At 71.4% G+C, this 26,394-nt stretch carries 22 protein-coding genes and 1 riboswitch; of the genes, 10 read left to right on the top strand and 12 right to left on the bottom strand.

The genetic code is table 11. The annotated features are described in order from the left end of the window. Positions 1–116: 116 nt before the first annotated feature. The gene (locus AC0680_RS34395; protein ID WP_478636779.1) at positions 117–746 is read right to left on the bottom strand and encodes a TetR/AcrR family transcriptional regulator; all 630 of its coding nucleotides are present in this window, start codon (positions 744–746) and stop codon (positions 117–119) included. 146 nt (positions 747–892) lie between these two features. On the opposite strand from AC0680_RS34395, the gene AC0680_RS34390 reads away from it, so the two are divergent. From AC0680_RS34390 to AC0680_RS34380, 3 genes are all read left to right on the top strand, one after another. After that, positions 893–1,666 (top strand): SDR family oxidoreductase, encoded by a 774-nt coding sequence (locus tag AC0680_RS34390; RefSeq protein ID WP_478636777.1) that lies wholly within the window; start codon positions 893–895, stop codon positions 1,664–1,666. A gap of 350 nt (positions 1,667–2,016) precedes the next feature. Then, positions 2,017–2,799 (top strand): glucosamine-6-phosphate deaminase, encoded by a 783-nt coding sequence (gene nagB / locus AC0680_RS34385; RefSeq protein ID WP_478636775.1) that lies wholly within the window; start codon positions 2,017–2,019, stop codon positions 2,797–2,799. Between the two features lie 466 nt (positions 2,800–3,265). Then, complete coding sequence (locus tag AC0680_RS34380; RefSeq protein WP_478636773.1) at positions 3,266–4,471, top strand: sensor histidine kinase; 1,206 nt, start codon at positions 3,266–3,268, stop codon at positions 4,469–4,471. 143 nt (positions 4,472–4,614) lie between these two features. Here the strand turns inward: AC0680_RS34380 and AC0680_RS34375 are convergent, their stop codons facing one another. The 4 genes from AC0680_RS34375 to AC0680_RS34360 all read right to left on the bottom strand — a co-directional run bounded on the left by AC0680_RS34375 (position 4,615) and on the right by AC0680_RS34360 (position 9,388). Continuing rightward, the gene (locus AC0680_RS34375; RefSeq protein ID WP_478636771.1) at positions 4,615–6,174 is read right to left on the bottom strand and encodes a glycoside hydrolase family 3 protein; all 1,560 of its coding nucleotides are present in this window, start codon (positions 6,172–6,174) and stop codon (positions 4,615–4,617) included. A gap of 8 nt (positions 6,175–6,182) precedes the next feature. Next, entirely contained in the window at positions 6,183–7,013 is an 831-nt protein-coding gene (locus AC0680_RS34370; protein WP_478636769.1) for a carbohydrate ABC transporter permease, read from the bottom strand. Further along, positions 7,010–8,026 (bottom strand): carbohydrate ABC transporter permease, encoded by a 1,017-nt coding sequence (locus tag AC0680_RS34365; RefSeq protein WP_478636767.1) that lies wholly within the window; start codon positions 8,024–8,026, stop codon positions 7,010–7,012. Before AC0680_RS34365 ends, AC0680_RS34370 begins: the two co-directional genes overlap by 4 nt. Positions 8,027–8,119: 93 nt before the next feature. Then, entirely contained in the window at positions 8,120–9,388 is a 1,269-nt protein-coding gene (locus AC0680_RS34360; RefSeq protein ID WP_478636765.1) for an extracellular solute-binding protein, read from the bottom strand. A gap of 241 nt (positions 9,389–9,629) precedes the next feature. Between AC0680_RS34360 and AC0680_RS34355 the strand changes: the two genes are divergently transcribed. The 3 genes from AC0680_RS34355 (at position 9,630) to mctP (ending at position 12,469) form a co-directional block, all read left to right on the top strand. Further along, a complete protein-coding gene (locus AC0680_RS34355) occupies positions 9,630–10,388 on the top strand; it encodes a GntR family transcriptional regulator (RefSeq protein WP_468974897.1) in 759 nt (252 codons plus the stop codon). A gap of 135 nt (positions 10,389–10,523) precedes the next feature. Continuing rightward, positions 10,524–10,784: a DUF3311 domain-containing protein gene (locus AC0680_RS34350; protein WP_384433880.1), complete on the top strand. Its 261-nt coding sequence runs from the start codon at positions 10,524–10,526 to the stop codon at positions 10,782–10,784. A gap of 5 nt (positions 10,785–10,789) precedes the next feature. Then, positions 10,790–12,469 (top strand): monocarboxylate uptake permease MctP, encoded by a 1,680-nt coding sequence (gene mctP, locus AC0680_RS34345; protein WP_478636837.1) that lies wholly within the window; start codon positions 10,790–10,792, stop codon positions 12,467–12,469. Positions 12,470–12,550: 81 nt separating this feature from the next. Here mctP and AC0680_RS34340 read toward each other — a convergent pair whose 3' ends face one another. After that, positions 12,551–13,138, bottom strand: a complete 588-nt coding sequence (locus AC0680_RS34340) for a Uma2 family endonuclease (protein WP_478636763.1) — start codon at positions 13,136–13,138, stop codon at positions 12,551–12,553. A gap of 109 nt (positions 13,139–13,247) precedes the next feature. Here AC0680_RS34340 and AC0680_RS34335 point away from each other — a divergent pair, with 109 nt between their 5' ends. The 4 genes from AC0680_RS34335 to AC0680_RS34320 all read left to right on the top strand — a co-directional run bounded on the left by AC0680_RS34335 (position 13,248) and on the right by AC0680_RS34320 (position 19,788). Further along, a complete protein-coding gene (locus tag AC0680_RS34335) occupies positions 13,248–13,751 on the top strand; it encodes a GNAT family N-acetyltransferase (RefSeq protein WP_478636761.1) in 504 nt (167 codons plus the stop codon). A 126-nt stretch (positions 13,752–13,877) separates the two neighbouring features. Then, positions 13,878–14,028, top strand: a riboswitch (cobalamin riboswitch). Positions 14,029–14,190: 162 nt separating this feature from the next. Beyond that, complete coding sequence (locus tag AC0680_RS34330; protein WP_478636759.1) at positions 14,191–16,647, top strand: ribonucleoside-diphosphate reductase subunit alpha; 2,457 nt, start codon at positions 14,191–14,193, stop codon at positions 16,645–16,647. Beyond that, on the top strand, positions 16,647–17,696 hold the full coding sequence (locus tag AC0680_RS34325) for a ribonucleotide-diphosphate reductase subunit beta (protein WP_478636757.1): 1,050 nt from the start codon (positions 16,647–16,649) through the stop codon (positions 17,694–17,696). The genes AC0680_RS34330 and AC0680_RS34325 overlap by 1 nt, the downstream gene beginning before the upstream one ends. A gap of 109 nt (positions 17,697–17,805) precedes the next feature. Next, entirely contained in the window at positions 17,806–19,788 is a 1,983-nt protein-coding gene (locus tag AC0680_RS34320) for a transglycosylase domain-containing protein (protein WP_478636756.1), read from the top strand. A 150-nt stretch (positions 19,789–19,938) separates the two neighbouring features. Here the strand turns inward: AC0680_RS34320 and def are convergent, their stop codons facing one another. The 6 genes from def to AC0680_RS34290 all read right to left on the bottom strand — a co-directional run bounded on the left by def (position 19,939) and on the right by AC0680_RS34290 (position 26,250). Beyond that, the gene (def, locus tag AC0680_RS34315; RefSeq protein WP_478636754.1) at positions 19,939–20,583 is read right to left on the bottom strand and encodes a peptide deformylase; all 645 of its coding nucleotides are present in this window, start codon (positions 20,581–20,583) and stop codon (positions 19,939–19,941) included. A 67-nt stretch (positions 20,584–20,650) separates the two neighbouring features. Next, positions 20,651–21,649, bottom strand: coding sequence for a tetratricopeptide repeat protein (locus AC0680_RS34310; protein WP_384433858.1), 999 nt, complete (start codon positions 21,647–21,649; stop codon positions 20,651–20,653). A gap of 448 nt (positions 21,650–22,097) precedes the next feature. Further along, on the bottom strand, positions 22,098–23,450 hold the full coding sequence (locus tag AC0680_RS34305; RefSeq protein WP_478636752.1) for an HD-GYP domain-containing protein: 1,353 nt from the start codon (positions 23,448–23,450) through the stop codon (positions 22,098–22,100). After that, a complete protein-coding gene (locus AC0680_RS34300; RefSeq protein WP_478636750.1) occupies positions 23,447–24,937 on the bottom strand; it encodes an HD-GYP domain-containing protein in 1,491 nt (496 codons plus the stop codon). Before AC0680_RS34300 ends, AC0680_RS34305 begins: the two co-directional genes overlap by 4 nt. A gap of 201 nt (positions 24,938–25,138) precedes the next feature. Continuing rightward, positions 25,139–25,549, bottom strand: a complete 411-nt coding sequence (gene rsrA, locus AC0680_RS34295; protein ID WP_478636748.1) for a mycothiol system anti-sigma-R factor — start codon at positions 25,547–25,549, stop codon at positions 25,139–25,141. Next, the gene (locus AC0680_RS34290) at positions 25,546–26,250 is read right to left on the bottom strand and encodes a sigma-70 family RNA polymerase sigma factor (protein WP_384442926.1); all 705 of its coding nucleotides are present in this window, start codon (positions 26,248–26,250) and stop codon (positions 25,546–25,548) included. The genes rsrA and AC0680_RS34290 overlap by 4 nt, the downstream gene beginning before the upstream one ends. Between the last annotated feature and the right edge of the window lie 144 nt (positions 26,251–26,394).

The following is a 26,394-nucleotide window of genomic DNA, read 5'->3' as shown; positions in this document are numbered from 1 at the left end:
TGGGGACACCCTCCGCCCGCAAGGCGGGGCCGGCCGATGTCAGCTCCGGGCTGCGGTGCCGGACAGGTTGAGGGTCCTGTCCCGGCGCCGCGGCCCGCGGGTGTTTTCGGGGGCCCTCAGGCCGTCGCCCCGCTCGCCGTCCGCGGCCAGGCCGCCATCGCCAGCTCGGCGATCGCCGCCAGCTCCGCCTGCTCCGCACCGTCCCGCGCCTGCTGGGACATGCCCTGGATGACGGCCCCCACGAAGCCGGCCAGCGCACCGGCGTCCGTATCCGCCGGGAGCTCCCCCGTGGCGACGTCCGCCCGGATGGCGCCGGCGATCTCCCGGATGTTCGACAGCCTCATCTCCCGCAGGAAGTCGGCGACTTCGGTGGACGCGGGGGATGTGTTCAGCGCGGCGCTGATGACCAGGCAGCCGCGCGGGCGGCCGGGCAGGGTGTATTCGACCGCGGCCTCGCGCAGTGCGCGTCCGACGCCGCGGCGGGCGGTCGGCTCCTCGGCCACGGCTCGGGAGATGAAGCCCCCGTAGAGCCGCCCGTACTCGGCGACGACCTCGTCGAACAGCGCCCGCTTGTCGCCGAAGGCGGCATAGAGGCTGGGGGCGCTGATGCCCATGGCGCGGGTGAGGTCGGAGATGGATGTGGCCTCGTAGCCCTGCTCCCAGAAGGACCGGACCGCCCGCTCCAGCGCCGTCTCGCGGTCGAAGGACCGGGGCCGGCCACGCTGCTTCGTTTCCTTGGTCGCCATGGGAGGAATTTTATAGCGGTCGGTACGGAACGCGTGCTACGGTTTTCTGTAGCGAGCGATACAGAAATAGGGGATCGCTCGGCGGTCGGGAGCTGCACGCGATCTGGCACGGACGCGCGCACGCACGAACAGGGAGGGGCACGGCCATGGGCGCGCTCAGCGGCAGGACGGCACTGGTGACAGGCGGCAGCAGGGGGATCGGCCGGGCGATCTCCGAGCGGCTGGGGAGGGACGGCGCGCGGGTCGGCGTGCATTACGGCCGTGACGAGACCGCGGCGAAGGAGACGGTCGCGGCGATCGAGGCGGCGGGGGGTCAGGCCTTCGCGGTCCGGGCGGAGCTGGGCGCGCCGGGAGACGCCGAAGCGCTGTGGTCCGCGTTCGACGAGCAGGCCGAGGGCCTGGACATCCTGGTCAACAACGCCGGGATCAACAAAGCGGTGGACGGGACGCTCAAGCGGATCGGCGAGGTGACGGCGCAGGACTTCGACCACCTCTTCGCGGTCAACACCAAGGCGCCGTTCTTCATCGTCCAGCACGGGCTGTCCCGCCTGCGGGACGGCGGGCGGATCATCAACACCTCGACGGGGCTGACCCGCGGCGCGGCCAAGCCCGAACTGATCGCCTACGCCATGACCAAGGGCGCGCTCGACGTGTTCACCTCGACGCTCGCCAAGGATCTGGGCCCGCGCGGGATCACGGTGAACGCGGTGGCTCCCGGGGCGGTGAACACCGATATGAACGCCGGCTGGCTCAGGGGCGAGGCCAACACCGAAGCGCAGCGGCGGCTGGCGGAGATGTCCCCGCTGGGCCGGATAGCGCAGGCGGACGACATCGGCGACGTGGTGGCCTTCCTGGCGTCGGACGACAGCCGCTGGGTGACGGGGCAGTGGATCGACGCGACGGGAGGCGCCCTGCTCTGACGGCGCACGGTCCGCCCCGGGGGGCTCGCGGCCTCGATCCTGCGGGCCTTGGCGCCTGCCGGCCTGGGCGCACCCGAGCCGCGGACACCTCTCCCGGCCTGAGCACCCCGGAGCCATGGACACCCCCGGCCTGAGCACCTCGGGGCCTGGGCGGCTCTCGGCCCTGGGGCTTCCCCGCTCGCCTCCCCCTCCTGACGGCGCCTGGTCCGGCGGCCTTCCGGTCACCCGAACGACGGGAAAACGTGTCCCGTCGTTCGCAGGCGCCGTCGGGACCGGGGGTCCACCCTCTGATAGATTGGTCTATACCACATGACCATATGAGTCCACTCTCCAGAACGGCAGGCCAAAACGTGGAAGTTGTCATCGTTCCGGACGCCAGGGCAGGCGGCGAGCTGATCGCGGAGGCCATCGCGGCTCTGGTGCGCCGCAAGCCCGACGCGCTGCTCGGTGTGGCCACCGGCTCGACCCCGCTGCCCATCTATGAGGCACTGGCGGCGAAGGTCCGGGCCGGCGCCGTGGACGCCTCGCGGGCCCGCATCTGCCAGCTCGACGAGTACGTCGGCCTGCCGGCCGGGCACCCCGAGTCCTACCGTTCGGTGGTGCTGCGCGAGGTGGTCGAGCCGCTCGGTCTCGGCGAGGACTCCTTCATGGGCCCCGACGGCACGGCCCAGGACGTGCAGGCCGCCTGCGAGGCGTACGACCGTGCGCTGGGTGAGGCCGGCGGAGTGGACCTCCAGCTGCTCGGCATCGGTACGGACGGGCACATCGGGTTCAACGAGCCCTGCTCGTCGCTGGCTTCCCGCACCCGCATCAAGACGCTGACCCAGCAGACCCGGGAGGACAACGCCCGGTTCTTCGACAGCCTCGACGAGGTGCCCCACCACGTCATCACCCAGGGCATCGGCACCATCCTGGAGGCCCGCCACCTGGTACTGCTCGCCACGGGCGAGGGCAAGGCGGACGCCGTGGCCCACGCCGTCGAGGGCCCGGTCGCCGCACTGGTCCCGGCCTCGGCGCTCCAGCTCCACCCCCACGCCACGGTCGTCGTCGACGAGGCCGCGGCCGCCAAGCTGAAGCTCGCCGACTACTTCCGCGCCACCTACGCCACCAAGCCGGAGTGGCAGGGGCTCTAGGAAGTTCCTCTCCGGTCTCCGTCCCCCCGGCCACGGCGTATTCGGGCGGCCGGGGCCGGGGGCGGGCGACTCGGTACCTCTCGCGGCGGAGCGACTCGGCCGCTGTGCCCAGCGGAGCGGCGATTCCGCGCTTACTGCCGGTTTACGGCCTCTTTGAGCAGGATGGGTGAGGCGCGGCAACTGTCGTGCGCTGTGAGGTATCTGAGGAAGGTTCAGCCGTGTGCTCACCCGTGGTCCAGGTTCCGGTCGCCGTGCCCGCCTCACCGGGTCGTCGGGGCTGAGCGCCGTGGCAGCCTCGGCCCAGCAGCCCGCACCGGTGACCGTACCTCCAAAGCCCACCCGTAGTCCGAAACCCACGGGGAGTGCGAATCCCAAGGGGAGTTCTGAGGCGCCCCGGAGCCTTGAGGCGCCCCGGGGCCCTGAGTCCACCCGGGGTCCTGGGCCGCGCCGTCGTCCGGCGCCGTGGTTGCGGCCGACCATCCGGATACGGCTGACGCTGCTGTACGGCGGCATGTTCCTGATGGCGGGGATCGTGCTGCTGACGATCATCTACATCCTGGCGGCCGACACCCTCAAGGACGGCACCCCCGAGTTCAGGGTCTTCGGCAGTGACGTCAGGGTGGGCAATGTCGACTGTCCCCACCTGCCGGCGGTCGGCACGGCCGGCGAGATCAACCAGGCGATCGGCGACTGCGTCCAGGACCAGCGCGCACTGGCGCTGAACACCTTCCTGCACCGCTCGCTGATCGCTCTGGTGGGTCTGACGGTGGTGGCGTTCGCGTTCGGTTATGCGATGGCGGGGCGGGTGCTGGCGCCGTTGGGGCGGATCACGCGTACGGCGCAGCGGGTGGCGGGGTCGGATCTGCATCGCAGGATCGAGTTGGGTGGGCCGGATGACGAGCTCAAGGAGCTCGCGGACACCTTCGATGAGATGTTGGACCGGTTGGACCGGGCGTTTGAGTCGCAGCGGCGGTTCGTGGCGAATGCGTCGCATGAGTTGCGGACGCCGCTCGCGATCAATCGGACGCTGTTGGAGGTGCAGCTGGCCGATCCGGGGGCGTCGGCGGAGTTGGCGCAGTTGGGCAAGACGTTGCTGGCGACCAATGAGCGCAGTGAGCAGTTGGTGGAGGGGCTGTTGTTGCTGGCCCGTAGTGAGAACAAGGTCGTGGACAAGCGGCCGGTGGATCTGTCGGAGGTGGCCGCGCAGGCGGTGGACCAGATGCGGGGGGAGGCGCAGGCCAAGGGGGTGGCGCTGCGCGGGGTGCGGCAGCAGGTCTTCGTGCAGGGCAATGGTGTGCTGCTGGAGCGGATCGCGCTGAATCTGGTGCAGAACGCGGTGCGCTACAACGTCGCCGTTCAAGGGCGCGGAGCGCTTCCGGTTGAGGGTGGTGGCGGGCGACGGGTGGGCGGCTGGGTGGAGGTCACCACCGAGCCCGCGCCGGGGTGTGCGGTGCTGGTGGTGGCCAACACCGGGCCGGTGGTCCCCGCCTATGAGGTGGAGAACCTCTTCGAGCCCTTCCGGCGGCTGCGTACCGAGCGCACCGGCAGCGACAAGGGCGTGGGGCTGGGCCTGTCCATCGTCCGCTCGGTGGTGCGCGCCCACGACGGCAGCATCACCGCCGAACCCCGCGAGGGCGGCGGCCTGACCATGCGCGTCGTCCTGCCGCAGTAGACGCGGCAGCCCAGTTGGCACAGTAGGCCCAGTAGGCACCGAGTCGTCAGGTGGCCGAGGGGGCGGAGTGCGCTCGGCCACCTTTCCCGGGCGGCCGAGCGCGGAGGACCGTCGCCGCGCGGAGGACCGTCGCCGCGCGGACTTCAGGTGCGCGGTACCGGAGTGGGGCGGATGAGGGTTTCGGCCGCGGCCTGGCCGCAGACGCGGGCGGCGCCGTGGGTGGCGATGTGCAGGGCGCCTCGGGGCGGGGCCTGGGGGACGCCCATTTCGACGACGGCGGTGTCGGGGCGGGCGGTGAGCAGGGCGTCGAGGGCGTCGGCCATCCAGGGGTGGCGGTGGACGTCGCGGACGACGGCGACCACGCGTCGGCCGGCGGCGGCGGTGAGCAGGCCGTCGACCAGGGCCCGGGTACCGGCGCGGGCGGCGGATTCGGCGGTGTAGGCGGCGGTTTCGGTGCCGGGCACGAGCCGGGCCAGCTCGGCGCCGACGCCCCAGGGGGTGTCGTCGCCCACGGCGATGTTGGCCAGCGGTGTGAAGGCGGCGACGTGGGCGGGGCCGGTCAGCGGCTCGTAGGGGCGGCCGGCGGTGGTGACGCGCAGCGCCCGCCGGGCCGCGGTCAGGCCGATCCCGGGTGCGGGCACGGCCCCCTCCCCCGCGCCCGCACTCCGTGTCCAGCGCGCCAGGGCACGCACCCGTGCCGCGGCGTCGGCGAGCCGCTGCTCCGACAGCTCGCCCTCGCGCACCGCCCTCACCAGGGCGTCCCGCAGCCGCAGCACGGTGTCCTCGTCGGCCAGTCCGCCGCCCACACAGATCGCGTCGGCGCCGGCCGCGACGGCCAGCACGCTGCCGCGCTCGATGCCGAAGGTGGCGGAGATGGCCTGCATCTCCATTCCGTCGGTGACGATCAGCCCGTCGAAGCCCAGCCCGCCCTCGCCGGCCGGAGCGCGCAGCAGGCCGTGCAGGGCGGCGGGGCTGAGCGTGGCCGGGCGGTCGCCGTCCAGGGCGGGCAGCACGATGTGCGCGCTCATCACGGCCCGGGTGCCGGCGGCGACGGCGGCGCGGAACGGCACCAGTTCGCGTTCCTGGAGGGTGGGCAGGTCGGCGGCGATGCGCGGCAGGTCGTGGTGGGAGTCGACCGCGGTGTCGCCGTGGCCGGGGAAGTGCTTGGTGCAGGCGGCGACGCCCGCCGACTGCAGCCCCTCGACGTAGGCGGCCGTGTGCCGGGCGACCAGCTGCGGGTCGGCGCCGAAGGAGCGGACGCCGATGACCGGATTGGCGGGGTTGGAGTTGACGTCGGCGGAGGGCGCCCAGTTGAGGTTGACGCCACAGTCGGCCAGCCGGCGGCCGAGTTCGCGGGCGACGCCGCGGGTCAGGGCGGTGTCGTCCACGGCGCCCAGCGCGTGGTTGCCGGGGAAGGAGGAGCCGCCGCGCACTTCGAGGCGGGTGACGTCGCCGCCCTCCTCGTCGATGGCGACCAGGACGTCCTCGCGTGCGCCGCGCAACTGGGCGGTGAGGGCGCCCAGTTGCGCGGGGTCGGTGATGTTGCGGCCGAAGAGGCCGACGGCGGCCAGGCCCTCGTCGAGCCGGCGCAGCAGCCAGTCGGGGGCGGTGGTGCCGGTGAAACCGGGCTGGAGGACGGCGAGCGCGTCGCGGGTGAGGGTGTCGGTGGCGCGTACCGAGCGTGCGGAGCCTACGGGAGTCATGGACTGCGTTATCCCTTCACTGCGCCGGAGGTGAGACCGCCGACCGCCTTGCGTTGCAGGAACAGGAAGAGGACCAGGATCGGGACGGCGAAGATCGAGGCGGCGGCCATGGTGGCGCCCCAGTCGTCCCCGAACTGGCTCTGGAACTGCGAGAGCCACAACGGCAGGGTGCCCATGGCCGGCTCCTTGTTGAGGACCAGCACGAGCGGGAACTCGTTCCACGCGGTGATGAAGCCGAACAGGGAGGTGGCCATCAGTCCGGGTGCCAGCAGCGGGAAGACGACCTTGAGGAAGGCCTGGCGGCGGGAGCAGCCGTCGACCATCGCGGACTCCTCCAGTTCCCTGGGCACCGCGGCGACATAGCCCCGCAGGGTCAGCAGGGTGAAGGGCAGCACCATCAGCAGGTAGAAGCAGGTGAGCGGTACCAGGCTGTTGAGCATGTCCGCGTCCCGGACGATCAGGTAGATCGAGATCACCATGACCTCCCAGGGGGCCATCTGGGCGACCATGAAGGTCAGCAGGATGCCGCGGCGTCCCTTGAAGCGCATCCGGGTGAGCGCGAACGCCCCGCACAGCGCGATGACCAGCGAGAGTCCGACGGCGAGCACGGTCACGACGACCGAGTTCCCGGCCAGGGTCCAGAAGTTCGGGGCGTGCACGGCGGTCGCGAAGTGCTCCAGGGTGCCGTGGAAGGGGAACCACACGGGGTCTTCGCTGATGATGTCCCGGGTCGGCTTGAAGGCCGTGTTGAACATCCAGTAGACCGGGAAGACGAAGCCGGCGGCGAGCACGAGCGCCGTGGCGTTGGGCCAGATGCGGCCGGCGAGGGAGGGCTTCACCGCTCGTTCTCCTCTTGCTGCTCCTGCTGGAGCGTCAGACGCAGGTAGTACGCGGTCATGGCCAGCAGCACCACGATCGTCAGCAGCGAGATCGCGGCGCCCATACCGAAGTGGAGGTTGCCGACGCCCTCGGTGAAGGCGTAGATCGGCAGTGTTTCGGTGAGCCGGTCCGGGCCGCCCTCGTTGATCGCGAAGATCTGCGGGAACGCCTTGAAGACCCAGATCACTTCGAGGAACGTGGTGGCCAGGAAGAAGGGCTTGAGGAACGGGAAGGTCACCGAGGTGAAAACCTTCCAGGTGCCGGCGCCGTCCATCCGGGCCGCCTCGTAGAGCTCCTTGGGGATGGTCGTGGTGGCCGCGTAGAGGTTGAGCGCCACGAACGGCAGCGACTGCCAGACGATCAGCACGGTGATCACGAAGAAGGTCGACAGCTGGGTGCCGACCCAGTCGTAGTGGGCCATCGCATGCCAGCCGAGCCGGTCCAGCACCCAGTTGACGACGCCGTAGCGGGAGTCGAAGAGCCACTGGAAGACGGTGGTGGCGGCGATCACCGGCATGGCCCAGGCCAGCACCAGCGCGAGGGAGAGCACCAGCCGCATCTTCTTGCCGAGGCGGGCCAGCAGCAGTCCGATCAGTACACCCAGGACCATGATCAGGACGACGTTGACCGCGGTGAAGACGATGGTGCGGCCGGTGACCCGCCAGAACTGCTCGCTGCCCAGGATCTCCTGGTAGTTGCCGATCCCCCGCCAGTCGGTCAGATGCTGGATCAGCTCCTTCATGTTGAGGTTCTGGAAGGAGAGCAGCAGGTTGCGGACCATGGGCCAGCCCAGGAAGACCGCGGTGGCGGCCAGGGCGGGCAGCAGCAGGAGGTACGGGGTGCGGCGGGCCGGGGGACGGGGCGCGCCGCGGGCGGCCCGTCGGCCTCCCGCGCCGCGGCGGGCGGGCGGATCGCCGCCCTTTCCGGTCCGCGGCTCGGCCTTCGCCGCCGCGTCGTCGAGCTGCACTGCCATGGGTCGCTGCTCCCCCTTGTTGCCGTGGAACCTCGGTGCGCCGGCGGCGGGCGTACGGGGCCGGTGCCGGCCGGCCCCGTAGGCTGCCGGGGCCTACTGCTTGGCGAGCCGCGCGTTGACCTCGGACGCGATGTCCTTGGCGGCGTCGGCCGGGGACGTGCCGTTCAACACGGCCGTCATATAGCTCTTGATCGGGTTCGGTACGTTCTCCACCGCGGCCCACTGCGCGATCAGCGGGGTGGTGCCGCCGGACTTCTGCGCCGCGGGGGCGGCGGCAGCGGCCGCCGGGTTCTCCTTTGCGGCGCCGGCCAGGTCCGGGGACTTGGGGGTCCAGCCGGCCTCCTTGACCATCTGCCCGTCGTTCTGCTTCGACAGGGCGATCTTCAGGAATTCCTTGGCGAGTTCCTGGTTCTTGCCCATGCCGGCGACCGCGAAGTTGGAACCGCCGAGGAATACGCCCTCGGGCTTGGCCGCGGTCTCACCGGGAATGGTGAAGAATCCGATGTCGTTCTTGATTTTCGGGTTGGCCTTGATGGCGGTGGCGGCCTCGTAGCCCATGGCGATGACGGCGCCGGTCTTCCCCTTGGCGAAGACCTCGGCCTGCTGCGGGGTGGCCTCGTCCTTGTTCTTCGGCGCGGTGCTGAAGGCCTGGTACTGCTTGTAGATGTCCATGGCCTTGGCGACCTTGGGGTCGCCGAGGTTGGAGACCCACTTGCCGCCCTGCTTCTTCACCAGGTCGGCGCCGGTGCCGATGGTCAGCCCGTCGAGGAAGTACCAGTTCTGGCCGGGGAGGTACAGCGGCTCGGCGTCGGTCTTCCGCTTGATGGCGTCCAGCGCCTTGAACAGCTGGTTGCGGGTCTTGGGCAGTTCCTTGAGTCCCGCCTCGGCCCAGATCTTCTTGTTGTACATCACCACGCGGTTGCCGGCGTACCACGGCAGCGCGTACTGCTTTCCGTCGACGAGCGAGGCCTTGTTGAAGGCGTCGTTCCAGTCGGCGCCGATCTCCTTCTTCAGATCGCCGAGGTCGGCCAGGGCGCCGGCCTTCGCATAGGCGGCGGTCTGGGTGTTACCGATTTCGACGACGTCCGGCGGGGTGTCCTCGGAGAGGGCGGTGCTCAGCTTCTGCTGAATTCCGTTCCACTGCTGGACCTTGAACTCGACGGTGGCTCCGGTCTTCTTCTTGAACTGCTCGGAGACCTGCTTGCTCCACTGCTCCGGGTTCGAACCGCTCATCACCCAAACGGTCAGCTTCTGGCCCTTGAAGCCATCGGCGCCCGCCTTGTTGCCGTCGCTGGACCCACAGGCAGCGACACTCACCAGCATTCCCGCGACCGCCGTCGCTGCTATGAGCCCACGCTTCATTGCGCTCTCCCCTAAAGGCCGGGTGTGGTCTTTAATGGTTTAGACCAGTGCCCGCAGCTTGGCCTAGACCTTTTGGGGTGTCAAGGGTGTATAAGAGTCGCTGTCAGGTCCGTTACCGGACCGACATCCGGCACGCCGGGACCTGCGAGGGAGCACAACGAACCCACGCGTGCCACGATGTGAGCCGCTACGTACGGAGGAGCCGGTGACGGCAGCACGACAGGCGTCGGAGAGGCGGGCCATGGAGACCGACGGGGGCAGCGCGGAGAGCGGCGGCGGCACGCGGACCGCACGGGTGCCCAAGTACTACCGCCTCAAGCGGCACTTGCTGGAGATCACCGAGACCCTGCCGCCCGGCACCCCGGTACCTCCCGAGCGCACCCTCGCCGCGGAGTTCGACACCTCCCGCACGACGGTGCGCCAGGCGCTGCAGGAACTGGTCGTCGAGGGCCGGCTGGAGCGCATCCAGGGCAAGGGCACCTTCGTGGCCAAGCCCAAGGTCTCCCAGGCGCTGCAACTGACGTCCTACACGGAGGACATGCGGGCCCAGGGCCTGGAGCCGACCTCCCAGCTGCTGGACATCGGCTACGTCACCGCCGACGACCGGCTGGCCGGTCTGCTGGACATCGCCCCCGGCGGCAGGGTGCTGCGCATCGAGCGGCTGCGGCTGGCCAGCGGGGAGCCGATGGCCATCGAGACCACCCACCTGTCGGCCAAGCGCTTCCCCGCGCTGCGCCGCAACCTGGTCAAGTACACCTCCCTCTACACCGCGCTGGCCGAGGTCTACGACGTCCGTCTCGCGGAGGCCGAGGAGACCATCGAGACCTCGCTCGCCACCCCGCGCGAGGCCGGTCTGCTGGGCACCGACGTCGGCCTGCCGATGCTGATGCTCTCGCGGCACTCGCTCGACGCCCAGGGCCGGCCGGTGGAGTGGGTGCGCTCGGTCTACCGCGGCGACCGCTACAAGTTCGTGGCGAGGCTGCAGCGCCCCACGGAGTGAACCCGGCCCGCCGACCGCTCCTCCCCCTCGGATTCTTCGTACCGATATGCGGACAGCTAGTGACGCGTGCCACGGCTCTGCCATAGATTTTCAGCCGATTGCACAGGAGTTCGCCGCCACGGACGGAGCCACGCGATGCCAGAGCCAGCCGAATCCCCCAGCAGCAGACCCGTCGTCACACCCACACGTGTGGTGGCCGGACTGTGCCTGCTCGCTCCGTTCGTGGCGACGCTGTGGGTGAGTTCCTACGCCCGGATCGAGCCCACGCTCATCGGGATCCCGTTCTTCTACTGGTACCAGATGCTGTGGGTGCTGATCTCGACGGCGCTGACGACGGTGGCGTACAAGCTCGTGCAGCGTGAGCAGCGCGCCCGCAAGGGCGGTGCGGACCAGTGACCGACGTGATCTCCGCACCGGGCGCCTCCACCGCGCTCGCGGCCTCCTCGACCCAGGGCGTCAACGGCGTGGCGCTCGCCGTGTTCGTCTTCTTCTTCCTGGCCGTGACGGTCATGGGGTTCCTGGCCGCCCGCTGGCGCAAGGCCGAGCAGTCCGCCAACCTCGACGAATGGGGCCTGGGCGGCCGGAGCTTCGGCACCTGGGTGACGTGGTTCCTGCTGGGCGGCGACCTCTACACCGCGTACACCTTCGTGGCCGTACCGGCGGCGATCTACGCGGCGGGCGCGGCCGGCTTCTTCGCCGTCCCGTACACCATCCTGGTCTACCCCCTCATCTTCACCTTCCTGCCCCGCCTGTGGTCGGTCTCGCACAAGCACGGCTACGTCACCACCTCCGACTTCGTCCGCGGCCGTTTCGGCTCCAAGGGCCTGTCGCTGGCCGTGGCGCTCACCGGCATCCTCGCCACGATGCCGTACATCGCGCTCCAACTGGTCGGCATCCAGGCCGTCCTGGACGTGATGGGCATCGGCGGCGGCGCGCACACCAACTGGTTCGTCAAGGACCTGCCGCTGCTGATCGCCTTCGCGGTGCTGGCCGCGTACACCTACTCCTCCGGCCTGCGCGCGCCCGCCCTGATCGCCTTCGTCAAGGACGGGCTGATCTACCTGGTCATCATCGTGGCGATCGTCTACATCCCGATCAAACTGGGTGGTTTCGACGGGATCTTCGACGCGGCCGGCAAGGCGTTCGCCGAGCCCGGCGCCGTCCCCGGCAAGCCGCGCGGCGAGCTGACCAGCGGGCCCAACGCACAGTGGGCGTACGCGACCCTGGCGCTCGGCTCGGCGCTGGCGCTCTTCATGTACCCGCACTCGATCACCGCCACGCTCTCCTCGCGCAGCCGCAACGTGATCCGCCGCAACACCACGATCCTGCCGCTGTACTCCCTGATGCTGGGCTTCCTGGCGCTGCTCGGCTTCATGGCCGTCAAGGCCGGTACGGACATCCAGGGCAACCCGCAGCTGGCCATCCCGCAGCTGTTCGAGGACATGTTCCCCAGCTGGTTCTCCGGCGTCGCGTTCGCCGCGATCGGCATCGGCGCGCTGGTCCCGGCGGCCATCATGTCGATCGCCGCGGCCAACCTGTTCACCCGCAACGTCTACAAGGACTTCCTCAAGCCCGGCGCCACGCCCGAGCAGGAGCACAAGGTCGCCAAGCTGGTCTCCCTGCTGGTCAAGGTCGGCGCCCTGATCTTCGTCCTCACCATGGACAAGACCGTCGCGATCAACTTCCAGCTGCTGGGCGGCATCTGGATCCTGCAGACCATGCCGGCCCTGGTCGGCGGCCTGTTCACCCGCTGGTTCCACCGCTGGGCGCTGCTGACCGGCTGGGCGGCCGGCATGCTCTACGGCACGCTCGCGGCGTACGGCGTCGCCAGCCCGACCCAGGCCCACTTCGGCGGCTCCAGCAAGGAGATCCCCGGCATCGGCGAGATCGGCTACATCGGCCTGACCGCCTTCGTCCTGAACGTCGTGGTGACGGTCGTGCTGACGTTCGCCCTGAAGGCCATGAAGGCCCCTGAGGGCGTCGACGAGACCAGCCCCGGCGACTACACCGCGGACGCCGGCGACGAGGGCGTCTCGGCGGAGCTGCCGCCTGCTACGGCGGGGGCACCGGCGGGGCACTGACGCCACCGGCTCGCTTGCGGCTACGGGCCGTCGCGCTCCTCCTGGGCGCGGCGGCCCGTTCGCTTGTCGGAGGTGGGGCGGTCAGTCCGCCCAGTCCTTCAGAGCCTCGGTTTCAAGGGTGATGTTCACCGGGTCGGGCAGAAGCAGGGGCTTGCCGTAGGGAACGGTGTTGACCGTCTCGTAGCGGACCCCGTCAGGCTGGCTGTGGACCAATACCTCGCAAGCTTGCCGGTCGATCAGCAGATAGAGCGGGATACCGGTCTCCGCATAGGCGCGAGGCTTCTCCACCCTGTCGCGCTGATGGGTGTCGGAGTCGTGGGAGGTCACCTCGACGACCATGAGTACGGCATCGGGGTCTGCCCACTCGCCCGAGACGTTGAAGGCGTCCATGTGTGCGAGCGTGCCGTCCGGCCGGGCGCGGCCTGCGCGGTACTCCTGCACCTTGAGACCTTGGTCGGGGTTGAGCCAGAGTTCGGGCCGCTGCTGCAAACAGATGCGCGTCAGCCACTGAATGATGCGCCCGTGGGCCCCGTCCGGCATCGGCTTGCTCCTGACCTTCCCGTCGATGAATTCCAGCCGAGCGCCTTTCTCCAGGCGGCTGAGTATCCGGGCGGCCTCTTCGAAGTGCTCCGTCTCCATGACGTGTGGCCGGTCGGCAAGCGCGGTCATCGGGCCTTCTCCTTCTTCCAACGGGCGGAGCAGGGAGGTGCGGAACCGACGATAGCCGAGCCCGCCGACACCCACCCCGCCGTCGGCCCCGCCCCCCACACTTGACCCCATGGACATCACGATCAGGCCCGTGCGCCAGGCGGAGTTCGGTGCGGTCGGGGAGTTGCTGGTGGCGGTCTATCTGGCCGATGGGCTGCTGGTATCCGGGGAGCGCGACGCCTACGCGGCGAAGCTGCGGGAGGTGGCGGAACGGGCGGAGCAGGCCGAGGTGTTGGTGGCCGTGGAGGGGCCGGACGAGCGGGTGGTGGGGACGGTCACCTTCTCCGCGTACGGGAGTCCGTATGCGGAGCTGGCGGGGCCCGGGGAGGGCGAGTTCCGGATGCTCGCGGTGCGGCCCGAGGGGCGCGGACGAGGGGTCGGGGAGGCGTTGGTGGCGGCGTGTCTGGAGCGGGCGCGGGCACTCGGGCTGAGCGGCATGGTGCTGTCCACGCCGCGGCACGTACTGCCCGCGCACCGGCTCTACCGCAGGCTGGGGTTCGCGCGCGCGGAAGAGCGGGACTGGGAACCGGTACCGGGGATCACTCTCTGGGCGTTCGCGCGGGACGTGGCCTGAAAGGCGCTCCAGGCCCGGCCTGAGGGCCGTTCCGGGCGCTCCCCCGCCCCCTGGCACTTCGCACACCTGTCGGAGTGGTATGAGGTGGCGACACAAGATGTGGGGGTGCACGCGGGGAGCAGCACAAGATGTATGCTCGTCCTCGCTGTCGCCGCAGGGGAATCCGGTGGGAATCCGGAACTGTCCCGCAACGGTGTAAGAGCGCGCCCAGTGGCCCGATGAGGGCCCTGCCGCGCGCCCGTGAAGTCCGAGGACCTGCCGACGGTACGCCCGCACCGCCATCGGTGCGGACGTCGATACGTCCGGGCCCCGAGGGTTGGGCCGGTGGACGCCGCGCGGTGTGCCCGCGCACCCCTGGCCGTCACGGGGTGCCGCACGCGCGCGTGCGGCCGTCGCGCCCCGCCCCTCCTGGCCCCCGCCGAGTGAGGGAGAGCATCACGTGACCATCGCGCCAACGGAACCCGCGTCAGACGCCGAGGTCGTGCAGCCTGCGGTGACCACGCCCGCCGGCGGTCCGGGCGAGGCCGGGCAGGACGGTCCGGGCGTCGCGCTGCTGCGCACCCTGACGAAGCTGACCGAGGACCTGACCGCGACCGACCCCGGCAAGGTGGCCGCCGCCGCCCTGCGCGGCCGGTACGAGGGCGCGGGCGAGTCCGAACTGCGGTCGCTGGCCATCGAGGCCGCGGCCGGGCTGATCGGTGACGAGCCGCAGTACTCCAAGCTCGCCGCGCGGCTGCTCACCCTCTCGATCTCGGAGGAGGCGGCCGAACAGGGGGCGGTCGCCTTCTCCGCCTCCGTCGAAGTCGGCCACCGCGAGGGGCTGATCGCCGACGAGACCGCGGAGTTCGTACGGACCCACGCCGCCCGGCTGGACGCCCTGGTCGACCAGGCGCTCGCCGACGGGGCCGACGACCGGTTCGGGTACTTCGGGCTGCGCACGCTGCACTCGCGCTACCTGCTGCGCCACCCCACCACCCGCCAGGTCGTCGAGACGCCCCAGCACTTCCTGCTGCGGGTGGCCTGCGGCCTCGCCGAGGACGGCAGCGAGCGCGCCCTGGACGACGTCGCCGAGCTGTACGGCCTCACCAGCTCGCTGTCGTACCTGCCCTCCTCCCCCACGCTGTTCAACTCCGGCACCCGCCACCCGCAGATGTCGTCCTGCTACCTGCTGGACTCGCCGCTGGACGAGCTGGACTCGATCTACGACCGCTACCACCAGGTGGCGCGGCTGTCCAAGCACGCCGGTGGCATCGGCCTGTCCTACTCCCGTATCCGCGCCCGCGGTTCGCTGATCCGCGGCACCAACGGGCACTCCAACGGCATCGTGCCCTTCCTGCGCACCCTGGACGCCTCGGTCGCGGCCGTGAACCAGGGCGGCCGGCGCAAGGGCGCCGCCTGCGTCTACCTGGAGACCTGGCACGCCGACATCGAGGAGTTCCTGGAGCTGCGCGACAACACCGGTGAGGAGGCCCGCCGCACCCACAACCTGAACATCGCGCACTGGATCCCGGACGAGTTCATGCGCCGGGTGGAGGCGGACGCCGACTGGTCGCTGTTCTCCCCCTCGGACGCCCCGGAGCTGGTGGACCTGTGGGGCGAGGAGTTCGACGCCGCCTACCGCAGGGCCGAGGCCGAGGGCCGGGCGCTCAAGCAGATCCCGGCCCGGGTGCTGTACTCCCGCATGATGCGCACCCTGGCGCAGACCGGCAACGGCTGGATGACGTTCAAGGACGCCGCCAACCGCACCGCCAACCAGACCGCCGAGCCCGGCCAGGTCGTGCACTCCTCCAACCTGTGCACGGAGATCCTGGAGGTGACCGACGACGGGGAGACCGCGGTCTGCAACCTGGGGTCGGTCAACCTCGCCGCCCACCTGGGCAACGAGGCCGCCGGCTGGGAGGAGGCGATGGACTGGGAGAAGCTGGACGCCACGGTCCGTACCGCCGTCACCTTCCTCGACCGGGTCGTGGACATCAACTTCTACCCGACCGAGCAGGCCGGGGCCTCCAACTCCCGCTGGCGCCCGGTGGGTCTGGGCCTGATGGGCCTGCAGGACGTCTTCTTCCGGCTGCGGCTGCCCTTCGACTCGGCCGAGGCGCGGGAGCTGTCGACCCGGATCTCCGAGCGGATCATGCTCGCCGCGTACGAGGCGTCCGCCGCTCTCGCCGAGCGGCACGGCCCGCACCCGGCCTGGTCGGCGACCCGCACCGCCCGCGGTGTGCTGCACCCCGACCACTACCCCAACGCCGAGCCCCGCTGGGCGGACCGCTGGGCGGCGCTGCGCACCAGGATCGCCACGACCGGGATGCGCAACTCGCTGCTGCTGGCGATCGCGCCGACCGCGACCATCGCCTCGATCGCGGGCGTGTACGAGTGCATCGAGCCGCAGGTCTCCAACCTCTTCAAGCGCGAGACGCTGTCGGGTGAGTTCCTCCAGGTCAACGCGTATCTGATCGAGGAGCTCAAGGCCCTGGGGCTGTGGGACGCGCGGACCCGTGACGCGCTGCGCGAGGCGAACGGCTCGGTGCAGGACGTCGACTGGATCCCCGAGGAGGTCCGGGCGCTGTACCGCACCGCCTGGGAGATCCCGCAGCGCGCCCTGATCGACATGGCCGCGGCCCGTACGCCCTTCATCGACCAGAGCCAGTCGCTGAACCTCTTCATGGCGTCGCCGACCATCGGCAAGCTCAGCTCGATGTACGCCTACGCCTGGAAGCGCGGCATCAAGACGACGTACTACCTGCGTTCGCGGCCGGCGACCCGGATCGCCCAGTCGGCCCGCGGCACCGCGGCCGCCGGCGGCACCGTCCCCGTACCCGTCCCGCAGCAGGCCACCGACCCCGAGGCGGTCGCCTGCTCCCTGGAAAACCCCGAGTCCTGCGAGGCCTGCCAGTAATGACCACCGAAACCAGCGCTTCGGCGACGCACACCGCCACCACCGGTGAGAAGAACCTTCTGGACCCGGGCTTCGAGCTGACCCTGCGGCCCATGCGGTACCCGGAGTTCTACGACCGCTACCGCGACGCGATCAAGAACACCTGGACCGTGGAGGAGGTCGACCTCCACTCCGACGTCGCCGACCTCGCCAAGCTCTCGCCGGGCGAGCAGCACATGATCGGCCGGCTGGTCGCGTTCTTCGCGACCGGTGACTCGATCGTCGCCAACAACCTCGTGCTGACGCTCTACAAGCACATCAACTCCCCCGAGGCGCGGCTGTACCTGAGCCGTCAGCTCTTCGAGGAGGCGGTGCACGTCCAGTTCTATCTGACGCTGCTGGACACCTACCTCCCCGACCCGGACGACCGTGCCGCCGCCTTCGCGGCCGTGGAGAACATCCCCTCCATCCGGGAGAAGGCCGAGTTCTGCTTCAAGTGGATGGACTCGGTCGAGAGCATCGACCGGCTGGAGTCCAAGGCCGACCGGCGCCGCTTCCTGCTGAACCTGATCTGCTTCGCGGCCTGCATCGAGGGGCTGTTCTTCTACGGCGCCTTCGCCTACGTCTACTGGTTCCGCTCGCGCGGTCTGCTGCACGGGCTGGCCACCGGCACCAACTGGGTCTTCCGCGACGAGTCCATGCACATGGACTTCGCCTTCTCGGTGGTGGACACGGTCCGCGAGGAGGAGCCCGACCTCTTCGACGACAAGCTGGAGCAGCAGGTCACCGAGATGCTCAGGGAGGCCGTCGAGGCCGAGCTGCAGTTCGGCCGCGACCTGTGCGGTGACGGCCTGCCGGGCATGAACACCGAGTCGATGCGCGAGTACCTCCAGTGTGTCGCCGACCAGCGGCTGCAGCGCCTGGGATTTGCTCCCGTGTACGGCTCGGAGAACCCGTTCTCCTTCATGGAGCTGCAGAACGTCCAGGAGCTGACCAACTTCTTCGAGCGCCGGGCCTCCGCCTACCAGGTCGCCGTCGAGGGCTCGGTCTCCTTCGACGACGACTTCTAGACCGGGGGAACCGGAGGACCTGCGACGCCCCGTCAGCCCTGGTCATGCGCCAATGTGAGCGTTCTGTTACCTCGGCAACCGGAGCCGCGGCCACCACATCTCTGTGGACATGAAGGCCACGAAGGGGCGTCGTCGGTTCATCGACTATCCGCGCCAGGGACGAGAGGGTCCGCGCCGCTGGCTGCCGTCATGGCGGCTGTGGCTCGGCACCCTCTCGTTCGGCATCCTCTGCCTGGCGGGGCTGTTCACTGTCGTGTACGCGACGATCGACATTCCGAACGAGAACGAGCTCGCCGGGCAGGAAGCCACCGTCTACTACTGGGCGGACGGCAGCCAGATGGTGAGCGTGGGCGCCGTCAACCGGCAGAACGTCACCCTCGACAAGGTGCCCGACTCGGTCGAGAACTCCGTGATCGCCGCGGAGAACGCCACCTTCTACAGCGACCCCGGCGTCTCCCTGCAGGGCATCGCCCGCGCCGTGGTCAACATGGTCTCCGGCGAGGAGACCCAGGGCGGCTCCACCATCACCCAGCAGTATGTGAAGAACACCTATCTCTCGCAGGATCAGACGATCACCCGCAAGGCGAGGGAGTTCATCCTCTCGCTGAAGGTGAGCAACCAGAAGTCCAAGCCGGAGATCCTGCGCGGCTACCTCAACACCAGCTGGTTCGGCCGCGGTTCCTACGGAATCCAGGCGGCCGCCCACGCGTACTACGGCATCGACGCCAAGAAGCTCAACCCCAGCCAGGGCGCGCTGCTGGCCGCCCTGCTGAAGGGGTCCGAGCAGTACGACCCGGGGCTGAGCAAGGCCAATCACCAGCGGGCCGTGGAACGCTGGAAGTGGATACTCGACCGGCAGGTCGCCACCGGCAAGATGAGCAGGCAGGAACGGGCCAAGTACCGCACGTTCCCCGAGCCGCGCACACTGTCGAAGCCCACCAGCCAGGCCGGCCAGATCGGCTATCTCATCGACGTCGCCAACAAGTTCGTGCAGGCCGGCACCGGCCTGACCGACAAGGACCTGGCGCGCGGCGGCTACCGCATACACACCACCTTCGACAAGCAGCTCACCCGCCGCCTGGAGAAGGCCGTGAGCGACGTCCGCCGCGAGAACCTCGACCCGAAGGAGCGCGCGGCCGACAGCTACGTCGAGTTCGGCGCGGCCTCCGTACGCCCCAAGGACGGGGCGATCCTCGCCCTGTACGGCGGCACGGACGCCACCCGGCACTTCAGCAACAACGCCGACACCTCGGCCGTCCCGGCCGGCTCCGCCTTCAAGCCGTTCGTGCTGGCGACCGCGCTCCAGCAGCAGGTCGACGGGCCCGACGAGGACACCGAGCAGCCCGAGGACACCGACGAGATGAGTCCGGTGGACTGGGAGAGCGAGGTCGGGGATCTGCGCGGGGCGCTGATGAAGGCCCAGAGCCCGCCGTTCGTGCAGGCCGGGCAGCGCCTCGGCCTGGACCGGATACGGGCTCTGGCGGTGGAGGCGGGGCTGCGCGAGGAGAGCATGGCGCCCCTGGAGCAGACCTTCCCCCTGGGTACCTCGGCGCCCAGCGCGATCCGGATGGCGAGCGCCTACACCACCTTCGCCAACGGCGGACTGCACGCCGACCCCTACGCGGTGACGTCGATGACCTACGACGGCAGGAAGATCCGCGGCTTCGACCGCGCCGAGCCCCAGCAGGTCCTCGACGCCGGGGTCGCCCAGCAGGTCTCCGCGACTCTGGAGGGGCTGGGCTGGCGCACCCTGGGGGCGCCGGACGAGGCGGCGGCCAAGCGGCCGGTCGCGGCCGGCCGCACCGAGCCGGGCGACCGGATGAAGTCGGCGTGGTTCATCGGCAGCCCGTCGTCCACCGGGACGGAATTCGGCCCCGGCCCCGGGACGGGCAAGGAGGACTGGGGCGGCATCCGCCCCGACCGCGCGGCCGGGGCCGACGCCGACGCCGAGCCGACCACGGCCGTCACCATGTTCCGCAACAAGCCGGGCGCGCCCGAGCTGCTGCCGATGCAGGGCGTCGGCGGCGACGACACGGGGCTGGGCACCACCCTCCCCCCGAAGGTCTGGAGCGCCTACCAGAAGGCGTCCTGACGGGGCCGGGGGGGGGGGGGGGGGGGGGGGGGGGGGGGGGGGGGGCGAGGGGGGGGGGGGGGGGGGGGGGGGGGGCGGGCTGCCCCCCCCCCCCCCCCCCCCCCCCGCCCCCCCCCCCCCCCCCCCCCCGGGACCGGGCCCCCGCCCGCCTCAGTCGTTGGGGACGACGGGGTAGCGCGGCTCCAGCTCGGCCATCTGCTTCAGCGCGGCCTTGCGGTCCCGCTTGCTGAGCCGGTCGATGTAGAGGTAGCCGTTGAGGTGGTCGGTCTCGTGCTGCAGGCAGCGCGCGAAGTAGCCGGTGCCCCGGACCGCGATCGGCTCGCCCTCGGCGTTCTGGCCGCGGCACACGGCGTAGTCGGGACGGGCCAGCTCGGCGTACGCGCCCGGCACGGACAGGCAGCCCTCGTTGGAGTCGTCCAGCACCCGGCGCTCGGCCGGCAGCTCGTCCAGCACCGGGTTGCAGATCGCGCCGACGTGCCGGACGCCCTCGTCGTCCATGCAGTCGTAGACGAAGACCTTCAGATCCACACCGATCTGGTTGGCGGCCAGGCCCACGCCCTCGGCGGTGCGCTGGCTGGCGAACATGTCGTCGATCAGCCCGGCGAGCTCGTCGCCGAAGTCCGTGACGTCCTTGCACTCCTTGTGGAGCACCGGATTGCCGACGACCGTGATCGGCCGCGAGGTACCCCGCCCACGATGGGCGGCCTCCCGCTCCTCGGCATCCGTGACGTCGTCGACGAACTCGTCGTCCACCCGCTCGTCACCGTCTTGGTCAAACACAGGCTGCTGGGCCATCTCCGCCGTACGCCTTCCTCAAAACCCTGTTAGTCGTCCTACAGCCTACGGCGGCGCGGGCGGACGCTCAGCAGACCTCTTCGAGGTCGCGCCATTCCCGGGTGTCCGGGCTGTCCGCGACCCAGCCGTCCAGCAGCCCGCGGACCAGGGCCGACGGGGCGGCGATACCGCACTCGCGCTCGGGTACCCACAGTGAACCCGAGCCGGCGGTGCGGTGCCCGAGCGGGCCCGGGTGGCCCGGCTCGCTGTGGTCGTGCGGGTCCAGGTGCTCGCCGTCGCCCTCGTCGCTGGGCATCCGGCTCTCCGAGCACGTACGGCACAGCAGCCGGACGGAGGAGGACCAGTCCTCGGCGGCGAAGCCGGCGTCGGCCGCCAGCTGCTCCAGGGCGTCCCGGTCGGCCTCCGTGGCGGCCTCCAGGAGCACGACCCAGGTGGGCACCGGGGAGGGCGCCCACAGCTCGATCTCGTCGAAGACCGGAAACGCCCTGGTGGCCCCGTCGGCGTCGACGGTGGTCCGCTCGCCGTGCGGGACGCCGTCGTGCAGCACCACCTCGCCCCAGCGCCGCCCGGAGGACGGCAGCGGGATCGACAGCACCTCGATGCGGGCCGGGTCCAGTCGGCGGCCCCAGACCACCTCGGCCTCGCCCTCCGGGGAGAGCCGGACGGCGGCGCTGCCCAGGGCCATACCGTGCGGTTCGCCGGACGGCGAGCCCTCGCCGGGCACCTTGAGGCCGTACGCCTGCCAGGCGCGGCGGGCCAGCGGCCAGTCCTGCAGGGCGGTGGCGGCGATGCCGACGTTCCACCAGTCGGGCGCCCCGGTCTCGCGGTCCAGCAGGGCGACCGCGCGCAGCCCGGCGGCCCGGGCCTGCTCCCAGTCGTGCCGGAACTTGTGCAGCAGGGCGAGGTTGAACCAGGACTCCGACAGCCACGGTTCCATGTCCGCGGCGCGCGTCAGCAGCGCGCCCGCGTCGTCGTAACGGCCGTCGCCGATCAGCGTGAAAGCGCGGTCGGTCGCCTGCCGCCACGAGGCGGAGGGCCGGTGCCGTACCTTGCCGAAGATCCTCACGATTCCCGCCTGCTGGTTGCTCTCGATGCCGCTCCGGAGGTGTCCCGGACGGCGCCCGGGGCCCTGCTGGGGACCTACTCGACAACCTGCCACAGATTGCCGTCGGGCTCAGCCTGGTTTGCTGTGCCCCCTGCGGCTCCTTGCCTTCGCCCGCCCCCCTGAATCCCCCTGTGGGGGGCTTCCTTCGCATCCAACCATGCCCATCTCGAAGGGCGCTCATTACCCATGGGTTCCCTCCCGCCGGGCGCCCGGCGACGGCTCAACCACGGGGTTTCGGGGCGTTCGGAGCCCGCGGGACCATGACGGACCCGCGGGCCCGTGGGAGAGCCGCTCACGGCCCTTCCGGGGCCATTTCCGACCTTACCGGCGGATAGCCGTCCGTGAAGGGGTTCCGCAGGACGGATCGGACGGGCAGGCCCGTGACCCACGCCCCACAAGGTCACTCATGTCACACCAGCCCGCCGCCGCGCCCCAGTACCCGGGCCAGCGCCTCGACGACCAGAGGTTCGTGCTCCCGCGCGGTGGCCAGCCGCAGCCGCTCCAAGGCGCGCAGCGCGCCTCCGGTGCCCGCGGCACCGCCCGACAGGTCGTCGTAGGCGTTGACGGTGCGGACGATACGGGCCGTGACCGGCTGGTCCCGGTACGGATCGGCCTGCCGCTCGACGATCACCGCCACCTCCGCGGGGACGCCGGTCTGCCGGACAACGGCTCCGCCCAGCAGGGCGATCCGGCGCTGCTCGGCGGGCGGCAGCGGCGCCGTGGCCCCGTCCGGCACCGGGTCCAGAAGCGACAGCTGGCCGATGTCGTGCATCAGGGCGGCGTGTTCCAGTACGTCCAAGTCCGGTTCGCTCAAGCCCAGTTCGCGCCCCACCGCACGACTGAGCGCGGCGACCCGGCGGGCGTGGCCGTGCGGGGTGTAGCCGGCGATCTCGGTGGACCGGGCCAGCGAGGCGATGGTCTGGCGGTAGGTGGCGCGGACGGCCGCGAACCGGCGGAGGGCGAACTGGGTCAGCAGCAGCGGCAGACAGAACACCGGCAGCGCCCACAGCCCAGCGACCGCCGTGGCCAGCGAGATCACCACCCCGGTGGCGCAGATCGCGGTGCCGGTGCCGAGCAGCGCCCGCAACTCGTCGCGCAGCAGCGGCCCGTACGGCCAGCCCGTACGGGCCCGGGCGAGCGCCGCCGCCAGTACCGCGTCACACAGCGCGGTCAGCGCCAGCAGCCCGACCAGCAGGAGCGGGCGCAGGGGCCCGGACGCCGCCCAGCCGCCCAACGCCCCGGTGGTGTGCAGGGGGTGGAAGCAGGTGGCGGCGAAGCCGACGGTCAGCACCCGGCGCGCGAGCGGGTCGAGCGCCGGCCCCCGGCCGCGCGCGAGCCGCGGGACGAGCCCCACCAGACCGGCCGCCAGGACGACGGCCACGGTCTGCGGGACGCCGTGGGCGGTGGGCGCTCCGCCGGCCTCGCCGAGCAGCGCATACGCGAGCGCGCCGGCCGCGCCGAGCGGTGCGGCCTCCCGCTCCCCCGGCTCCGGCCGGTGCCCGCCCGCCGGCGCCGGCCCCCACCCGACCAGCTCACCGACCGCGATCAGCACGCCGAAGGCCAGCGCGACCCCCGGCCGGTCCAGCCCGTCCCACAGCGTCCGGCCGAGCGACCAGCAGGCCAGGGCCGCGGCCGGGGCGTGGACGGCGGCGACGACGGCGCCGCCGGGGACGGCCGGCCGGCGGGGGCGGGCGGTGCGGTCGCGGCGACCGCCCAGGACGCCGGGGCGCCAGGTGCCGGCGGGCTCCTCGGGGGCGGTCATCGCACACCGCCCCGCCGGGGCTCTGCGGCCCGCTCCGTCCGTGCGGTCGCCGCGACCCCGCCGCCCGGCCCCCCGGCCCGTTCCGGCGCCGGCCCGGGCGCCACCGTAGCGGGCACGGTGCGGCCGTCCGGCCCGTCCGCCGCCTCAGGCGTGACGTTTCCTCTACCGCCCCGCGCCGAAGGCGGCTCCCCGTCCGCCGCCGTCACCAGGTCCGGGTGCCAGCCGTAGCGGTCGAGCGACGCGGCCAGCGCCCGGACCATCCGCGGGTCGAACTGCGTGCCGGCGCACTTGCGCAGCTCCGCGACCGCCACCGGCACCGGGCGGGCCCGGCTGTAGGAGCGGGTCGAGGTCATCGCGTCGAAGGCGTCGGCGACCGCCACCACCCGGGCGAACTCGGGGATCTGATGCCCTTTCAGGCCGTAGGGATAGCCCCGGCCGTCCAGCCGCTCGTGGTGGTGCAGGATGGCCGACCGCGCCTCCCCCAGGAATCCGATGCCCCGCACGATCTCGTGCCCGTACTCCGGATGCAGCTCGATGACCCGGCGCTCCTCCGGGGTCAGCGGCCCGTCCTTGCGCAACAACCGGGTCGGGACGCCGAGTTTGCCGACGTCGTGCAGGATTCCGGCGAACCGGAGCACCTCCATCCGGTCCTCCGCCATGCCCAGCTCCCGGGCGATCATCACCGAGGCGCGGCCGACCCGCTCGCTGTGCCCGCGGGTGTAGCGGTCCTTGATGTCCACGGCCTGGACCAGGGCGCGGATGGTGGCCTGATGGGCGGCGCGCTCGCGGTGGTAGCGGTCGAAGACCCAGCAGGACAGGTGCATCGGCAGCAGCACCAGCAGCGCCGCCGGCGGCCCGTAGGAGCTGCACCACAGCACGGCCATCATCAGCCCCGCCAGGCCGTGCACCAGGTGCGGACCCAGCGAGCGGGCCAGCAGCCCGCGCCAGGCGGTGCGTACGGGGTGGCGTTCGGCGGTGACCAGCACCCCGCCCTCCAGCGCGGCCGGCACCGCGCAGAAGGCCACCGCGGCGGCCGCGGCGGGCAGCAGCAGGTCGGGGAACCGCGGCGCGGACAGCGGGTGGTGACCGATCGCCCGGAAGACCTCGGCGGCCGCGCAGCAGGCCAGGGCCGGCACGGCGGCGTGCCAGACCCGGCGGGCGGCGGCCGAACGGGCGTCGGCCGGTGCGAGCAGCGCTCCGGGGACGGCGGTCAGCGCGGCCAGCGGCGGCGGCAGCAGGAAGGCCGCGGCGAGCAGGACGGGAGCGGCCCAGCCGGGGCCCGCGTACGACGGCGTCCCGTACGGCGCCCGGCCGCCGGACAGCGGCCGCCGGCGGACCTGTTCGCACAGTGCGTAGAGGGTGGCCAGGGCCAGGGCGCCGGTCCAGGGGGCGCCGGCACCGAGCCGTAACGCGGGGGCGGTGCACAGGGTCGCGGCCAGCGCGACGCAGCCGATGTACCCTCGCGCGGCCGCCGGCAGTCCCCGCATCGCGCCCTCCTCAGCATGCCCACCGCTCTCCCCCGGCTCTCGGGGAGCGGGGAAACCCTCGCGGCCGCGGTGCGCTCGCGTCGCCTCCGCGGTGCGCCGGGGTTCGGTGAGAATAGAGGGGCCGGGGCGCCGGGGAAGGCGCATCGGCGGATCGGGCGGCTCTGACCGGCCTGCCCTCACCCCTTCGGGTGATGCGGCGCCTTATTCGGCGCGCGTGGCCTTCGTCCGTGCATCGGCGGAGCCGGCCGCGTCGGCCGTACCGGCGGCCTCGCCCGCGCCGGCCGCCGCGTCCGCCTGCTCCCGCTGCGCCTGCTCGTGCCGGGCCTGGTCGAGCACGCTCACCTCGGGCACGGCCTCGCCGGCCCGGATCAGGTCGATCCGCCCCATGACCTTGGAGCGCAGATCGCTGGGGACGTCGTCATGGCCGCAGCAGCGCTTGACGAGCTTCTTGACGGCCTGCTCCAGGCCGTACTTCTCCAGGCACGGCGAGCATTCGTCGAGATGCACCTGGAACTCCGCGCACTCCCCGGCGGGCATCTCGCGGTCGAGATACTCGTAGAGATGGTCGAGGACCTCTGAGCAGTCCTTCTCGTGCGGCTCTCCGCAGCTCATGATCCCGAGCCTTTCCGGTCGTGCGACTCCGACGTCCGCGCGGCCTGCGGGTCCGCAGCCGCCGCCCCCGCCGGGACCAGCCCGCGCTCACGGGCGTAATCCTCCAGCATGCCGCGCAGCTGGCGCCGACCGCGGTGCAGCCGGGACATCACCGTGCCGATGGGTGTCCCCATGATGTCCGCGATCTCCTTGTACGCAAACCCCTCGACATCCGCGAGGTATACCGCGATGCGGAACTCCTCGGGGATCGCCTGGAGCGCGGCCTTCACGTCCGAGTCCGGCAGGTGGTCGAGCGCCTGGGACTCGGCCGAGCGCAGACCCGTCGACATGTGCGACTCGGCGCGCGCCAGCTGCCAGTCCTCGATCTCGTCGGCGGCGCTGCGCTGGGGCTCGCGCTGCTTCTTGCGGTAGGAGTTGATGAAGGTGTTCGTGAGGATGCGGTACAGCCAGGCCTTGAGGTTGGTGCCCTCCCGGAACTGGTGGAAGGACGCGTACGCCTTGGCGTAGGTCTCCTGCACCAGGTCCTCGGCATCGGCCGGATTACGCGTCATGCGCAGCGCGGCGGAGTACATCTGGTCCAGGAAGGTGAGCGCGTCCCGCTCGAAGCGCGCGTTGCGCTCGGCCGCACTCTCCTGTCGGCGCGCGGACTGCTCCTCGGCCGTGCCGTCGGTCCCTGCGTCGGTACCGGTGACCGGACCCACCTCCTCCAACACCGTCACGGATCCGGAAGCGGACCCACTCGAATCGGAGAATAGACGACGATCCGGTGCCGCCGCCGCTCCAGCCAGGGCGGGCTGCGTCACCTGCATCTGCGACCACGGCAGGTCTGCGGCCGGGCGGGCCGG

The organism is Streptomyces sp. NPDC043738 (assembly GCF_056436545.1).
This window is presented reverse-complemented; position numbering and strand designations above follow the sequence as displayed.

Bases quoted from the DNA above. Each gene is read 5' to 3' on its own strand.
- AC0680_RS34395 (WP_478636779.1), bottom strand. From the start codon at position 746: ATGGCGACCAAGGAAACGAAGCAGCGTGGCCGGCCCCGGTCCTTCGAC.
- AC0680_RS34390 (WP_478636777.1), top strand. From the start codon at position 893: ATGGGCGCGCTCAGCGGCAGGACGGCACTGGTGACAGGCGGCAGCAGG.
- AC0680_RS34375 (WP_478636771.1), bottom strand. From the start codon at position 6,174: ATGACTCCCGTAGGCTCCGCACGCTCGGTACGCGCCACCGACACCCTC.
- AC0680_RS34365 (WP_478636767.1), bottom strand. From the start codon at position 8,026: ATGGCAGTGCAGCTCGACGACGCGGCGGCGAAGGCCGAGCCGCGGACC.
- AC0680_RS34360 (WP_478636765.1), bottom strand. From the start codon at position 9,388: ATGAAGCGTGGGCTCATAGCAGCGACGGCGGTCGCGGGAATGCTGGTG.
- AC0680_RS34355 (WP_468974897.1), top strand. From the start codon at position 9,630: ATGGAGACCGACGGGGGCAGCGCGGAGAGCGGCGGCGGCACGCGGACC.
- AC0680_RS34350 (WP_384433880.1), top strand. From the start codon at position 10,524: ATGCCAGAGCCAGCCGAATCCCCCAGCAGCAGACCCGTCGTCACACCC.
- AC0680_RS34340 (WP_478636763.1), bottom strand. From the start codon at position 13,138: ATGACCGCGCTTGCCGACCGGCCACACGTCATGGAGACGGAGCACTTC.
- AC0680_RS34335 (WP_478636761.1), top strand. From the start codon at position 13,248: ATGGACATCACGATCAGGCCCGTGCGCCAGGCGGAGTTCGGTGCGGTC.
- AC0680_RS34325 (WP_478636757.1), top strand. From the start codon at position 16,647: ATGACCACCGAAACCAGCGCTTCGGCGACGCACACCGCCACCACCGGT.
- AC0680_RS34320 (WP_478636756.1), top strand. From the start codon at position 17,806: ATGAAGGCCACGAAGGGGCGTCGTCGGTTCATCGACTATCCGCGCCAG.
- def (WP_478636754.1), bottom strand. From the start codon at position 20,583: ATGGCCCAGCAGCCTGTGTTTGACCAAGACGGTGACGAGCGGGTGGAC.
- AC0680_RS34305 (WP_478636752.1), bottom strand. From the start codon at position 23,450: ATGACCGCCCCCGAGGAGCCCGCCGGCACCTGGCGCCCCGGCGTCCTG.
- AC0680_RS34300 (WP_478636750.1), bottom strand. From the start codon at position 24,937: ATGCGGGGACTGCCGGCGGCCGCGCGAGGGTACATCGGCTGCGTCGCG.
- rsrA (WP_478636748.1), bottom strand. From the start codon at position 25,549: ATGAGCTGCGGAGAGCCGCACGAGAAGGACTGCTCAGAGGTCCTCGAC.